The sequence below is a fragment of the Archangium gephyra genome (genome assembly GCF_049060025.1).
Lineage (GTDB): Bacteria > Myxococcota > Myxococcia > Myxococcales > Myxococcaceae > Archangium > Archangium gephyra_A.
Window position 1 is genome coordinate 1903433 of sequence record NZ_JBMEQQ010000002.1, and the last position, 13975, is coordinate 1917407.

The window sequence follows — 13975 nt, forward strand, 5'->3', positions numbered from 1 at the left end:
GTGAAGTCCGCCTCGGCCAGCGTGTTCACCGCCACGGCCGGTGACGGCTTCACGTAGCGCACCACGAAGGTGAGCGTGCCCAGGGACACCTCGGCCCGCTCATGCAGGCCCAGCGTGTACGCGTGCTCGTTGCCCGAGGCCGTCAGCTTGCCCTCGGCGCGCAGGCCGTCCTTGGTGCGCACGTCACCGTTGTGGGTGACGATGACGCCCGCGGACCCGGGGACGCGCAGCTCGTACAGCTCGCCGCGAGCCACCGCCAGCACGTGACGCGCCCCCACCTCGGACTCGAAGACGTGGAAGAAGTTCTTCTCCGCCTCGCCGATGGTGACCGGCACGCCGTCCCGGAAGTGCTGCACCGACAGGAGCTGATCGCCCCAGAGGAGCTGCACCTGGAGGACCTTCGCGTCCTTGGTGGGCAGCGCCTCGGGAGGCAGCGGCTCACGGATGTGCGCCGCGACGAGCGAGCGCGCCTTCCGGGCCGCCGGAGCGGGAGTGCTCCGCACCACCTGCTCGGGAGTGGCCCGGTTGCGCAGGCCCGGAGGCACCACCCGGTTGCCCACTTCCGGAGCGCGCGGCTCCGGGGCGCGAGGATGCAGCATGGAGCCCTGCAGCCCCACTCCGCTCTCCACCTGTGCGCCCACCGGGGCTGGAGGCGGCTCCGCGTTGCCGAAGAGCACCTCCACCCGCGAACTGCCCAGCATCAGCACGTCACCCGGCGAGAGCGTCCGCGGTCCCACCACCCGCTGGCCGTCCACCTGCGTGCCACTCTCGCTGCCCAGATCGATGGCCGTCACCGTACCGGTGGACTCGACCTTCAGCATCACGTGAAGGTTCGAGACCCGAGGGTCCAGCAGCTTCACCGCCGCCTGGGCGCCCGATCCCACGATGACGCTCTCGGCCTCGGACACGGCCTCGTGCACCGTCCCATCCGGCCCGGTGATCCGCAGCGTCAATCCATTCTTCTTCCCCGCCGCCATAGAGGATCCTTCCTCCTCCCTTCCATCCGCCATGCCCACGCCGCCCATTAGAGGTTGTCCACTGACTTCTGCAGCTCGGGATTGAAGTTGTCGCGGACCCGGATGAGGCTCTGGAAGTCCGTCTTCTTCCGGTTGAGAACGTACGAGCCTTCGGGCTTCGTGAGCTCGCCCTCCACCGCCATGTCGGTGAAGTCGATCGTCGTCTTCTTGCGGACGACGACCTTGTCCTCCTCCTGGATGACCTTCACCTGGGTCTGCGGCTCCTCCTCCGCGAGCGCCGGCCCCGCCCACAACGCCACCATCGCCACTACCGCTGCCAGTCGTCTCATGTCAGGCCTCCTCGTCGGATGGGACAGCGGGTCCCGGATGAGGTTCCTTCAGCTTCCTTGCACGCCCTGCACCAACGTCCCGGGTGGTGGAATGCCGCGAAATCCCTGCGATCCGCTTCCACCCGCTCCCCTCGAGGCCCCAGTAAGTGGAAAAATTTTCCCACTGGGACCGGTAGGTTATTCGGCCCGCGGGGCCTCGGCCGGAGGCTCGGCCGCCGGCATGCTCTCCACGGGCGAGGCACCTTCGGAGGGCGCGGCACCCTCGGCGGGCGCGGCACCTTCCGCGGGCGCGCCCTCCTCCTGCGGCGCGCCCTCATCGGACACCTTGTCGAGCATCGAACCACTGCCTCCGACCGCGGCGGGGTTGGGCGCCTTCTCCCCCTCGGGCGCGGGCTCGGGCTGGCTACTCTTGCGCATGGCCGCGATGCCCTGGAGCTTCGAGTCGATCATCTGCTTGTCCTGAGCGCTCGTGGCGCCCAGGTCCTTGCAGCGCTGGAGGAAGCCCTCGGCCTTGTCCCAGCCGGTGCGCTCGACGGCGTAGGCCCAGCCCGCGCCACAGACGGCCTCGGGCTGCTCCGCGCGCAGCGAGAGCACCTTCTCGAAGGCCTCGCCCGCGGCGAGCCCCTTCTTGGTGTCGCGGCCCTTCTGCCCGTCCAGCGCGTAGGCGTAGTAGAGCCAGGCCTCGTGGGAGCCGGGCTCCAGCTCGACGGCCTTGGAGAAGGAGCGCTCGGCACCGGCGTAGTCGCGCCAGGCCAGCGCCATGGCGCCGAGGTTGACGTAGCCGGGGGCGAAGCGCTCGTCGAGCGAGACGGCCTTCTGGAACTGGGCGAGCGCGCGGGCCCGGTCCTCCAGCTTCAGGTAGATCATCCCCAGGTTGTTGTAGATGCCGGGGTCCTTCTCATCGAGCTTGCGCGCGTTGGCGAGCACCAGCTCCGCGAGCCGGTACTTGCCCTGGTCGTAGTAGACGAGCGCGAGGTTCTTGTAGGCCTCGGCGTCGTCCGGGTGGCGCGCGAGCACGCGGCGGGCGGTGGCCTCGGCCTGCTCGTGCTTGCCGGCGAGCCGGTAGGCCACGGTGAGGTTGTTGAGCAGCGAGGACTCGAACTCGCGGCCCCGGACCTTCAGCCCGGCCTCGTAGAGGGAGATGGCCTCCGCGTACTTCTCCTGCACCCGGTAGATGCGGCCCAGGTTGAGCAGCGTGGGCACATGGCCGGGGTCGAGGAAGCGGACCTTCTCGTAGGCGGCCTGAGCGTCGTCGAGGCGGCCCTGGCGCTCGGCGATGATGCCGAGGTTGAACTGGGCGTTGAGGCTCTGCGGCGCCTTGGCCGCCACCTCGCGGAAGCCCTCCTCGGCCTTGGCGTAGTCGCCCGCGTCGAAGGCGGCGACGGCCTGGGCGAAGGTCTCCCGCAGGTCCCGCTCCTTCTTCGTCTCGATGACGGGAGCGGGAGCCGGAGCGGGCGCCGGGGCCGCGGTGGCCACCGGCGTGGACTTCACCTGCGAGGTCGTGGCGCACGCGGCCGTGAGGGCCAGCGTGGCGGCGGCGAAGGTGCGGCGGAACGCCATGAACGTCCTCCCTGCGGATGCCTGCGGATGCATGTGCGTCACCTTCACGGCTGGGCCTCCCCGGAAGCGGTGGGCGGAATGGGCGCCGCGCTGCCCGCGGGAGCCGGGGTCTCGGTGGAAGCGGGTTCCGGAGCGGTCTGGCTGCTGACCTCGGGGAGGCCGGGCTCCTTGGCCACGTCCGAGGTGACGAAGAACTCGCTGCCGCGGAAGGGCACCTGGCGCACCTGGGCGTAGGCCCCGGGGCGGTAGCGGTTCACCTGGTCCTGCGCGGCCAGGGTCCACTCGTTGTAGAGCGACAGCTCATAGGCCTTGCCCAGCGCCTTCTCGAGCGCCTCGGTGGCCTTGTCCTCCAGCGGGAGCGCGAGGTTCTCCAGCTCGGCGCGGTACATGGCCGTCTGCTCCTCGTCGAGTCCGGCGGGATCCGGCGACTCGAGGATGTTGCGCGCGAAGTCCGCGTAGGCGAGGCCGATGCGGGTGAGCGCGGCGATGCCCCACTCGCCCGAGCCGGTGCCCAGCACGTCCACGTAGGCCTTCTCCAGCTTCTGCATGGACTGCTGCTTGGCGGTGAGGTCGCGCCGGATGGTGGCGACGTTCTTGAAGCGGATGTTCATGTACCGCTGCCAGTCGGCTTCCACGGCGAGGAAGCGCGCGTGGCCGTAGGCATCGAGGAGGTCCGGCCGCTGCTTCTCCTGCTGGGACAGCTTCGCCCAGCCGCGGACGAGCTCGCCCTGCATGCGCTCGGTATCGCGGGCGTTCTTCTGCTTACCGTAGGCGATGAGCTGCCGGTAGCGCGCCAGGTAGAGCTGAGCGGCGGTGGTGCGCGAGTCACGCCCGTACGTTCCGGCGAAGGACTCGAAGGCGCGAGCGGCCTCGGCCGGCTTGCCGTCCTTCTCGTGGACGAGGCCGATGTTGTAGGCGAGCTGCGGCACGTCCGGCCGGTCCTTGAAGCGGGCGATGTACGAGCGGTAGGCGGAGATGGCCTTGTCGGACTCGCCCACGCCCTCCCACCAGAGGCCGGCGTTGAAGAGGGCATCCGGCACCCACTTGCTGGCCTCGGCGAGCAGCTCGCGGCGCTCCTCCTCCCTGCGGGACTTCGCCTCGTCGGCGCTCGGCGCGTCGCCGGACATGGAGTCCTTGCTCTTCGAGTCCTTGCCCTTGGCGTCCTTGCCCTTGCTGGCCACCGCCTTCGCCTTGCGGGCGTCGGCGGCGCGGGTGGCGGCGTCATGGGTGTCCACGAAGGCGCCGTACATGGCGGCGGCCTTGCGGAACTCGGCGAGCTTCTCGTAGAGGCGCGCGAGCGTGTAGCGGATCTTCGGCTCGAAGGGGCTGCCCGCGTAGTCGGTGAGGACGCGCTCGCCGGCGGCCACGCCGCGGTCGAGCTGCCCGGCCTCCTGGAAGATGACCATGGCCGAGGTCAGCGCGCGGTCCGCGTTCTCCGACCTGGGGAACTCCTTCACGTACTCGAGGAAGAGCTCGGCGGCCTTCGCCGGGTTCTTCTCCTTCTGGTAGACGACCTCGTGAATCCACTTGTACTGCGAGCCCTCGACGACGCGGGCCACGCGGGAGGCGAACTCGGGGCTGGGCTTGAGCAGCTTCTCGTTGGCGAGGAACTGCCGCGAGAGCTTGTTGAGCTCGAGCCACTCCTCGCGAGACTCGAGGACGTACATGGTCAGGTCCGCCGCGTCACGCGAGCGGCGCTCGGCGGGGAACTTGTGGATGATCTCCCCGAAGCGCCGGGCCGCGTCCATGTAGTGGTGGCGGTCGTAGACGATGAGGGCGGCCTGGTAGCGCAGGTCGATCTCATCCGGGTTGTCCGGGTAGAGCGTGTTGTACGTGTCGCACGCGGCGACCAGCCGGTCCTCGAAGCGCGTGAGCGGCTCCTCGGCCTGATCCGTGTCCTTCTTGGTGATGCGGCCCTTCTTCTCGACGTGGCCCTTGGACTTGTTCTCGTCGACCTTCTGGCCGTCCTTGAGGTCGCTCCTGGTGAGCTGGCCGCGCTCGATCTTCACGAGCTTGTCGTAGGCCATGATGGCGGCGAAGGAGGCGTTCTTGCGGTAGGACTCGTTGGAGACCTCGCGGGCCGAGTCGCGGTCCGGAACCTTGAAGGCGACCACGGCGTCGTACTGGGCGGCGGCGGCCTCCCACTCCTCGAGGGCCCAGAGGATCTCCGCGTAGAAGAACCGCATGTTGAAGGCGGAGTCGGAGATGAACTCGGGATCCTCGCTGGTGGCGAAGGTGTCCACGTACTGCTTGTAGATGTCGCGGGCGAGCCGGTACGTCTCCACCTGGCGCGTCTTCTGCGCCTCCTGGTGGTAGTCGGTGACCATGACGCGCATGGCCTCCTCGGTGACGCTGAAGGCATTGCGCAGCACGGGCTTGTTGCCGGTGTTGGCCTGCCACCACTCGCTGCCGGGGCGGTACAGCTCCACCATGCGCTTCATCTCGGCGCGCACCTGGTTGCGCTGGCGCAGGCCCTCGTGGGCGCGGACGATGGACTGCTGGTAGTCGGGCGCGCCGGCACCCATGGGCTTGTCCTGGATGAGGACGCGGTACGTCTCGATGGCGCTGTCGTACAGACCCACGTCCATGAGCTGCGCGGCCATCTTGGAGATCAGCCGCTCCTGGCGCTTCTCGGGGGCCTTCGCCTTGAAATAGGCGATGCCCTCCTTCGACTTGTCCAGCTTGACGTAGAAGACGATGAGGTCGTTGAGCGACTCGGTCTTGAGGTCACCCAGCTCCTCGCCCCGATCGCCGGCGTAGTCCACCACCTCGTGCAGCCTGGCGAGGCCCTCGTCATAGGCGCCGCCGTTGTAGTCGCACCACGCCAGCTTGTAGACGGCGTAGGCGTACACCTTGGGCACCTTGGAGGAGCGCGCCTTCTCGTAGTAGCCGCGGGCCTCCTTGAGCTTGTTGTTGTCGAAGTAGTGGTTGCCCAGTTGGACGTAGGTGTCCGGGACGAACTGCGACTGGGGGAACTCCTCGACGAGCTGCAGGTAGCGCTTCACCGCGTCATCGCGCCGGCCGAGCTCCTGGAGGTTGTAGCCGAGGTAGAAGAGGATCTCGTCGCGCTGGGGCCAGTCCGCGTAGCCGCTCAGCAGCTCCTCGTAGATGCGCATCGTCTCGGCGCGGAAGCGCTCGCTCTCGCGGTGATCCTGCTTGGGCGCCTCCAACTGCTCGCCCCGGGCGGTGGCCGCGTCGAAGGCCTTCTCGGCCTCGAGGAAGCGGTTCATCTCCTGCTGGTAGAGGTACTTGGACTTCTCCCAGTAGAGCTCACCGAGCCGGTAGAGCATGTCCGCCCGGCGGTGCGAGCCCTCCTGCAGCTTGGGGATGAGGCGCTTGAAGCCCTCGATGGCCTCGTCGCGCTTGCGGTCCGCCAGCCCGTCCTTCTTGGCATCGGCGATGCGCGGCGTGTTGTCCGATCCCGGACCCATGCGGGCGGGACCCATGCGGGCCGGCCCCTGGCGCTCGGGCTCCCGCTCCTGGGAAGCCGCCTCCTTGGATGCCGCCTCCCTGGGAGGGGTTTCCTTGGAGGAAGCCGCCTTGGACTTGGACGAGGCCCCCTTGCGCGGGGCCCCCTTGCGCGACTCCGCCGACTGGGAGGCCTTGCCCGAGGGCTGTGCCGCCTCCCCTGCTCCGCCCGCGGTGAGCGCCATGCCCACTGCCAGCGCACCGAAACGAAGGACCGCCTTCATGCGAGCTCCTGTGGTGGGTGCGAGGAAAAGAGGGCTCCCGGCGGACGAGCCGCACCCTGTGCGTCCCACCCGCCCCGAGCTCCACGAGAAGCCGGGCCGCCCCCATCGCCTCCCTCACCACCTACCGAAAGGGACGAGGGAAGGTAGAAATGGGGTGTTGGAATGAGAAGTGCTCCACTACGGAAGATCCGTGGGTGAACAAAGACGAAGGGGCGGCACCCGCGCTCACTGAGCACGGGCCCGCCCCCTCGCGTCCTCCACCCCCGTAGAGGACTTACTTTTCCTGGAGCTTCGCCGGACAGCCGCGCTTCAGGGTGTACTGGTAGTAGCCGATCTCGTCGCGCCAGAACTCACCCTGGAACTTCCAGTAGTTCCACGCGGCGCCCGGCATCTTCGGCCGGTAGATGGACTGGGTCTTCAAGACGGCCTTCTGATCCACGCCCGCCAGCAGCAGGTCCTTCTCGTCGAGCGCCGTCTGCACCCGGATGATCTCCGCCTGATCCGCGAAGGTGCGCAGGTTCTGCGCGGCCTCCTGCAGGCGGCTCTTGGCGAAGCGGCCGCCGATCTGCACCAGCGTGCCGCGCACCTCCTCCAGGGAGGACACCATCTCCGGCACCATGCCCGTGCCTTCCCAGTCACCCAGGGCGGCCACCGCGCGCTTCTCGGTGTCCACCTGCTCGATCATCCGCATCACGTCCTGGATGCGCTCGTTGCCGCGGATCCACAGGTAGATGGGGCGAGGCAGCCGGCGGTTCTCCGCCGCCACCAGGTTGTAGGCGCTCAGGAGGTCCACGTCCTCGCCGGAGAACGGCTCGAGCTGCTTCGCCATGGGCTCGTAGAGCTGCTCGTAGGCCGTCAGCGTGGTCTTCACCTCGTCGAAGAGGCAGCTGTAGTAGTAGACGGTCGCCTTGAGGACCCACGACTCCGGCTGGAAGGCGCCCTCGAACTGCGGGGCATGCAGCGCCTGGAGGCTGCCGAGCGCCCCGCCGAAGTCCTCGTTCTGGAAGCGGGCGAAGCCGTTCTCGAAGAGGGCTTGGTCCCAGAAGCGGGCGTAGCGCGGCACGGCCTCGTAGGCGGCGACGGCCTGCGGGTACTCGTGGCGGCCGTAGTGCAGGCGGCCCAGGCCCAGCAGCGCGAGCTGCTTCACCTCGTCATGGGCGAGCTGCGGCCCCTTGGCGTCCAGCGCGCCCTTGAAGGCGGCCAGGGCGGCGCCATCCAGCGCATCCGCCTCGGCGGGACGGCCCGGGAAATGGGGATCCGCGAGCACCACGCCCAGCAGGTAGCGGGCGCGGGCGTAGACGCGGCTGTCGGGCGGCACGGCCTCGAGCAGCGCGCGGGCCTCCTCGAAACGGCCGCGGCGCTGGCGGATGGTGGCCACCTGGTAGTGGACGCGCGCCAGCACCTCGCGAGGCAGCCTCACCCACTTGTCCTGCACCTCGGGCGTGTAGGCCTTGTCGAGGATGTTGGCCACGAGGTTCTGCTCGTTGAGCTGCTGCTGCACGTCCACCAGCCCCTCCAGCGCCTGGAGGTAGGAGGGGTGCTGGTGGCCGGCGTTGACGATGGCCGCGTAGGTGACGAGCGCGCTGATGTGCAGCTTCTTCCGGGCGTACGTCTGAGCCAGGTAGAACTCGGCCTTGCCGCGGACATCGGTGTCCTGCGCATTGGCGGCCAGCTCGAAGAAGAGCGGGGCCGCGGCGTCCAGTTTGCCCGCGTTGAAGCTCGCGAGCGCCTGGTTGTAGGTGTTCATGTCCTGCGCGGAAGCCGCCAGCGGCGCGAGGACCAGGAAGGTGGCGAGTATCAGTCGATGCATGGCGCGGGACTCAGAAGAGGAAGGAGAAGCCGCCGTAGAAGCTGAGGTTGTTGAGCACGTCCGAAGAGGGATTGCCGACCAGGTCCTTCCCCAGGACGATGTCCTCGCGGTAGTTCTTGCGCGTCTTCGGGTCCACCCCGTCGAACTTCTGGAACTGGCAGCTCCCCGTCAGTCCCAGCTCCGAGAAGGGCCGGCCGCTGCCCCGCGCGTCCTCCAGCTTCTGGAAGTCCTGCAGGTTGCAGCCATCCACCCGGTCCACGCGCGCGGTGTAGACGAGATTCCTCACCTCCAGGCGCAGCGCCATGGAGTCGCCGAACTGCACGCGGAAGCCGCCGCCCACCGAGCCGAGGAACTTCATCCCCGTGTCGGCGAACCGCGCCGGGACGGTGAAGGACTCGCCGTCCACCTGGTTGGAGACCTCGGGGCGCACGAGCACGCGCGTGGAGCCGATGCCCGCGCCGCCGTTGAGCACGAGGCCGAACTGCAGCAGGTGGTTGTCGTAGAAGGTGAACTTGCCGTAGAGCGGCGTCACCTCCACGCCCGCCTGCGCGCCCCACACCAGCAGCAGCGCCGAGGCCGCCTGCGCCTGCTCGCGCACCTTGTCGATGAGCTCCAGGTTGAAGAGGCTCTCGTTGGAGTACCAGTTGTAGTTGGTGGAGATCTGCAGGCCGAAGTTCTCCTGCAGGTGGTAGGTGTAGTGCAGCGCGCTGCCCGCGTGCTCGGTGAAGCGGCCATTCACCTGCCCCACCACCGGGTAGAGCGTGAACTCGTGCCGGCCCTCGTCCGCGAAGCGCTTCTTCTGCACCACGTGGACGGCCACGTTCGGGTTGTGCAGCGGCGCCCCGTTCACCAGGCGCTGCTCATTCGGATCCGCCACCGGCTGGAAGCTCGGGCTCGGCCAGCGGGGCGTCCGCCGGAGACACGGGCGCCTGGGTATCCAGGGCCTCGGGCGCGGGCGGCGCGGGAACGTCGGGCGCCGGGGGCCGGGGCTCCGGCTTCACGGGAATGGGCGCCATCTCCGAGGGCGGCGCCGCCGGGGTTTCCTCCTGCGCGGACGCCAGCGTGGCGGACAGGAGAACGGCGAAGAACGAGGTCGGTCGCATGCGGGACGTCAGCCTCAGAAGATGAAGGAGTAGCCGATATCGAACTGAACCAGGTGCGTGAAGCCCGGGTTGGGCGCGGGCTCACCACTCTCCCGCCCCGCCTCCCAGTCCTCGCGCTGCACGTTCACGCGGTACTGGTCCGCGAAGACCCAGTCGCGCAGCTCGAAGCGCAGCGCGTGCCCGTTGGCCAGGAAGAAGCGGAAGCCCGCCGCGCCCGTGGCCACCGGCGCCATGCGCGTCTCGACGCGCCACTGGGAGCAGGCCCCCACATCGCGGTCCCCCACCTGCGAGCACTGGATGATGGACTGGCGCCGCAGCGAGGCCAGGCCGCCACCGGCCCAGAGGTAGGCCTGGAAGTGGGCCGTCTCATCGGCGAGCAGCGACAGCTTGCCGTAGATGGGCGCCCAGCGGGCCCCCACCACGCCGTGCAGATTCATCTCCCACATGTCCTCGAGCTCGTCCGTGATCTTCTTGTCCTCACGGGCGAGGAAGCTCTCGGAGATGGAGCGCGCCAGGCCCGTGTGGCGGCTGAGCGCGTACCCCGCGCGGGCCTCCACGCCGAGCGTGTTGAAGAAGTTGTAGGCCAGGCCGGCGTTCAGGTTGTAGTGCGCGGTGAGGTACTCGCGCGCCGGCAGCCCGACCGTGAAGGACGCCTCCAGCCGCTCCCCGGGCGAGAAGAGCCGGTGGCGCACGGCGGCCGGGTCCAGCACCTGCTCCTGCGCCGAGGCGGACAGCGCCGTCAGCACCAGGGCCAGCGAAACGAAATTTGGAAGGTTGCGTGCAGTCATAGCCGTGTGGCTCGGACATGTGGGCACGCGATCACCCAGGAGCAAGGGACCAGGCTCACTCGGGGTGTGGATTCGTCTACACACGGCATGCCAACGCACGTTGGCCAACGTTTTCCCCCCGCGAAACCCGGCGCATGGGGCTTCCGACGTCCTCCTCCGGCCCGGGTGACTGTCTCCAAACCGACAGGTGCCGCGCGGCAGACGTCCGGCCCCTCTCCCTCCATTGAGTCCGGGGGCCCGCCCCGGCCCGGGGACAAGGCCCAGGCAGACGACGGCCGAATAAAAACATGCTTATCCTGATTTTATTCGATTCCGGCTATTCCTGATTGATGCAATAGCATGCTCCCTGGGGGTAATGGCTCGTTGATGGCAATCTTTATCGGCAATGGAGCACGGGCGCTCTCTTGCAATTCATTGCGGACCTGAAAAAAGAATACGCAAGCCCAGACCCATACAGGTGCGTTCACATGTTCGAGGCGTGGATCCGGTTGGTGGAGCGCTCTGGTAGCACCTTCCCTGCCATGATGAAGGCCCTGCAGGAGGCGGGGGTGAAGGTGAAGCCGGTCAGGAGGGAGGAGGTCTCCGGCCCGGGGCTGCTCGTCTTCGATGAAATGGGGCCCGCGACCCTGGAGGCCTTGAATGAGTTGCGCCTGTGCCCGGAAGCGCGCGTGTTGGGAGTGGCCACCTCCGGCGCGATGCTCGGCAACGATGCCTGCTGGCGCCTGCTCGACGCGGGCCTCTCCGATGTCCTGGCCTGGGACCGATGCATCAGTCCGGCGGCGGAGATCGCCGCACGGCTGGAGCGCTGGCGCGCCGTGGACCGGCTCATCGCCTCGCCCCAGGTACAGGATCGGCTCGTGGGCCGTTCCGCCGCCTGGCTCGGGCTGCTGCGGCAGATCATCGAAGCCGCCGCCTTCACCGACTCCTCGGTCCTGCTGCTGGGCGAGAGCGGGACTGGCAAGGAGGAGGTGGCCCACCTCATCCACGCGTTGGATCCGCGTCCGGACAAGGGCGAGCTGGTGACGCTCGACTGCACGACGGTGGTCCCCGAGCTGTCCGGCAGTGAGTTCTTCGGCCACGAGCGCGGAGCCTTCACCGGAGCCACCACCTCGCGAGATGGGGCCTTCGCGCTGGCCGACGGTGGGACGCTGTTCCTCGACGAGGTGGGCGAGCTGCCGCCGAAGATGCAGGCCCAGCTCCTGCGCGTGGTGCAGGAGCACACCTACAAGCGGGTGGGCGGCAATACCTGGCAGCAGACCCGGTTCCGTCTGATCTGCGCCACCAACCGCGACCTGTCCAAGGAGGTGGAGCAGGGAGGCTTCCGGCGTGACTTCTTCCACCGGATCTCCAGTTGGATCTGCCACCTGCCGCCCTTGCGCGAGCGGACGGAGGACCTCCTGCCCCTGGTGCACCACTTCCTCCGGAAGATGCGCCCGGGCAGGCCGCCCCTGGAGCTGGAAGAGCCCGTGCGCGAGTACCTGCTCACGCGCGACTATCCGGGAAACGTGCGCGACCTGCGCCAGCTCGTCAGCCGCATCTGCAAGAGCCACGTGGGCGATGGTCCCATCACGGTGGGAGACATCCCTCCCGACGAGCGGCCCGCGGGAGCTGCGTCGGCGAGGTGGTGGCAGGACACGTCGTTCACCCAGTCCATCCGCCGCGCGCTCAGGGGCGGCGTGGGGCTCAAGGACATCGGCCGCATCGCCTCGGAGACAGCCATCCGGCTCGCCCTCGCGGAGGAGCAGGGCAACCTCCAGCGCGCCGCCCGGCGGCTCGGCGTCACCGACCGGGCGCTCCAGCTCCGCAAGGCCCAGTGGGGAGCCCAGGCGGCCGGCGTATTTCTCGAAGAGGGTCAGAGGGCCTGAAGATCGGCTGGAGGGACCCTCAACCCCCAGCTCGTGCCTCTTGGGCCCACGACCCCGGAGCAGGTCGGCGGCTCGCTCGGCGATCATGATGGTCGGGGCATTGGTATGACCCCGGATGAGGGTCGGCATCACCGAAGCGTCTACCACCCGGAGGCCCTCGAGCCCTCGGACCCGTAGCGATGAATCGACGACCGCCCCCTCATCGCTCCCCATCCGGCACGTCCCCACCGGATGGTACAGGGTCTCGGCTTTCTGGCGGATGAAGGTGCTCAGCTCGGCGTCGGACCCGGTACCGGGCTCCGGTTCGATGGGAACTGTCTCCTCTCGAGCCAAGGCGGGTGTGCGGAACACCTCCTGCGCTCGACGCACCCCGGTCATCAGCAGCTCCAGGTCCGCGGGATCGGACAGATAGCGAGGATCGATGATGGGTGGCTCCATCGGATTGGGGGAGCGCAGGGTGAGCCGGCCAGAGCTTCTTGGACGGAGCAGCACCGGGGCGATGGTCATGCCGTGCCCGGTGGGCCGGGTCAGCCCATGGTTGATGTAGGGATAGGGGGCCCAGACGAGCTCGAGGTCGGGGGCACTCAGGTGGGGCGCGGATCGGACAAAGGCATGGGCCTCGGCGACATTCGAGGTCAGCATCCCCTTCCTCAGCAGCAAGAACTTGAGCAGATTGGCGGGGGTCTCCGCCGCGAGGAGTGTGACGGGCCGTCGCACGCCCATGATCACCGCCACCGTCAGGTGATCGAGGAGATTCCGCCCCACTCCCGGCAGGTTCGCGACGACCGGGAGCCCCAGCGCGGCGAGCTCCTGCGCCGGACCAATGCCCGACAAGAGGAGGAGCTGGGGTGAGTTCACGGCTCCACCGCACAGGAGCACTTCCCGCCGGGCCTCCGCGATCTTCTCGCTCCCTCCCTGGAGATAGCGGATCCCCATCGCCCGTCCCTGTTTGATCACGATTCCGGTGGCGTGGGCCTGGGTGCGGACCTCAAGGTTGGGCCGCTTCATCGCGGGCCGCAAGTAGGCCCCGGCGGCGGAGCAACGCACGCCCCGGCGCTGGGAGACCTGCGTGTAATAGCTCCCCTCCTGGGAGCTGGGATTGGTGCGGGGGTTGAGAGGGATGCCGGCCTGGCGGCAGGCCTCCAGGAAGGTGTGGGTCAGGGGATTGGGGGACCGAAGCGCGGAGACGCCCATGGGGCCCCCCACTCCGGTGTACTCCGAGGCCCCTTCCTGGCAGTCCTCCGCCCGGCGGAAATAAGGGAGGGTGTCGCGGTACGACCATCCCGGGTTGCCCAACCGGGCCCACTCGTCATAGTCGGCGGGATTGCCCCGCACCCACATCTGGGCATTGATCGATGACGAACCCCCCAGGACCTTGCCGCGGGGCCAGTAGAGCGAACGCCCGGCGAGGTGGGGCTGGGTTTCGGTGCGGTAGTTCCAGTCGACTTCCGTCCGGAAGAGCTTGCCGAACGCAGCGGGGATCTGGATCTCCCGCTTGCGATCCTCACCGCCGGCCTCGAGGAGGAGGACGCGGATGGAGGGATCTTCACTGAGCCGGGCCGCGAGCACGCAGCCAGCCGAGCCGGCGCCGACGATGACATAATCGTGCATGACGTTCTCCTTCCGCCAGGAGCCCGTCCCCCAGCACCCGAGGCGCGTGGGGCCTCGGCCGTTCATCCGGCTCGGTGGGTGGATGGATTGTGGACGGAGCGTTTGTGATGGGCCCGGACAGGCGGAGGAGCCCTGCTTGCTGCCCGGGCCTCCTGACAACGTTTTCCCTGGCCACAGGCCCTGGAGCACGTCACGCGGGCCCATGCCTCCGCCGCGTCACCTCCGCTGCGTCACCTCCGG

At 68.6% G+C, this 13975-nt stretch carries 6 protein-coding genes and 3 pseudogenes; 1 reads left to right on the top strand and 8 read right to left on the bottom strand.

Going from position 1 to position 13975, the window contains the following annotated elements; all coding sequences use genetic code 11:
* Window positions 1–746 precede the first annotated feature (746 nt).
* The 7 genes and pseudogenes from ACN28I_RS08235 to ACN28I_RS08265 form a co-directional block, all read right to left on the bottom strand.
* Window positions 747–1025 (bottom strand): annotated as a pseudogene (locus tag ACN28I_RS08235) (FHA domain-containing protein); the annotation flags it as partial.
* Entirely contained in the window at window positions 1025–1306 is a 282-nt protein-coding gene (locus ACN28I_RS08240) for a hypothetical protein (RefSeq protein WP_420941538.1), read from the bottom strand. The gene ACN28I_RS08240 and the pseudogene ACN28I_RS08235, both read right to left, overlap by 1 nt.
* A gap of 177 nt (window positions 1307–1483) precedes the next feature.
* Window positions 1484–2866, bottom strand: coding sequence for a tetratricopeptide repeat protein (locus ACN28I_RS08245; protein WP_420941539.1), 1383 nt, complete (start codon window positions 2864–2866; stop codon window positions 1484–1486).
* Window positions 2867–2910: 44 nt separating this feature from the next.
* The gene (locus ACN28I_RS08250) at window positions 2911–6558 is read right to left on the bottom strand and encodes a tetratricopeptide repeat protein (RefSeq protein WP_420941540.1); all 3648 of its coding nucleotides are present in this window, start codon (window positions 6556–6558) and stop codon (window positions 2911–2913) included.
* Between the two features lie 274 nt (window positions 6559–6832).
* Window positions 6833–8368, bottom strand: a complete 1536-nt coding sequence (locus tag ACN28I_RS08255) for a tetratricopeptide repeat protein (protein ID WP_420941541.1) — start codon at window positions 8366–8368, stop codon at window positions 6833–6835.
* A 10-nt stretch (window positions 8369–8378) separates the two neighbouring features.
* Window positions 8379–9471: pseudogene (locus tag ACN28I_RS08260) on the bottom strand (outer membrane beta-barrel domain-containing protein).
* 14 nt (window positions 9472–9485) lie between these two features.
* Window positions 9486–10259, bottom strand: coding sequence for an outer membrane beta-barrel domain-containing protein (locus ACN28I_RS08265; protein ID WP_420941542.1), 774 nt, complete (start codon window positions 10257–10259; stop codon window positions 9486–9488).
* 467 nt (window positions 10260–10726) lie between these two features.
* Between ACN28I_RS08265 and ACN28I_RS08270 the strand changes: the two genes are divergently transcribed.
* Window positions 10727–12124, top strand: coding sequence for a sigma 54-interacting transcriptional regulator (locus tag ACN28I_RS08270; protein ID WP_420941543.1), 1398 nt, complete (start codon window positions 10727–10729; stop codon window positions 12122–12124).
* 90 nt (window positions 12125–12214) lie between these two features.
* Here the strand turns inward: ACN28I_RS08270 and ACN28I_RS08275 are convergent.
* Window positions 12215–13939: pseudogene (locus ACN28I_RS08275) on the bottom strand (GMC family oxidoreductase); the annotation flags it as partial.
* Window positions 13940–13975: the final 36 nt, after the last annotated feature.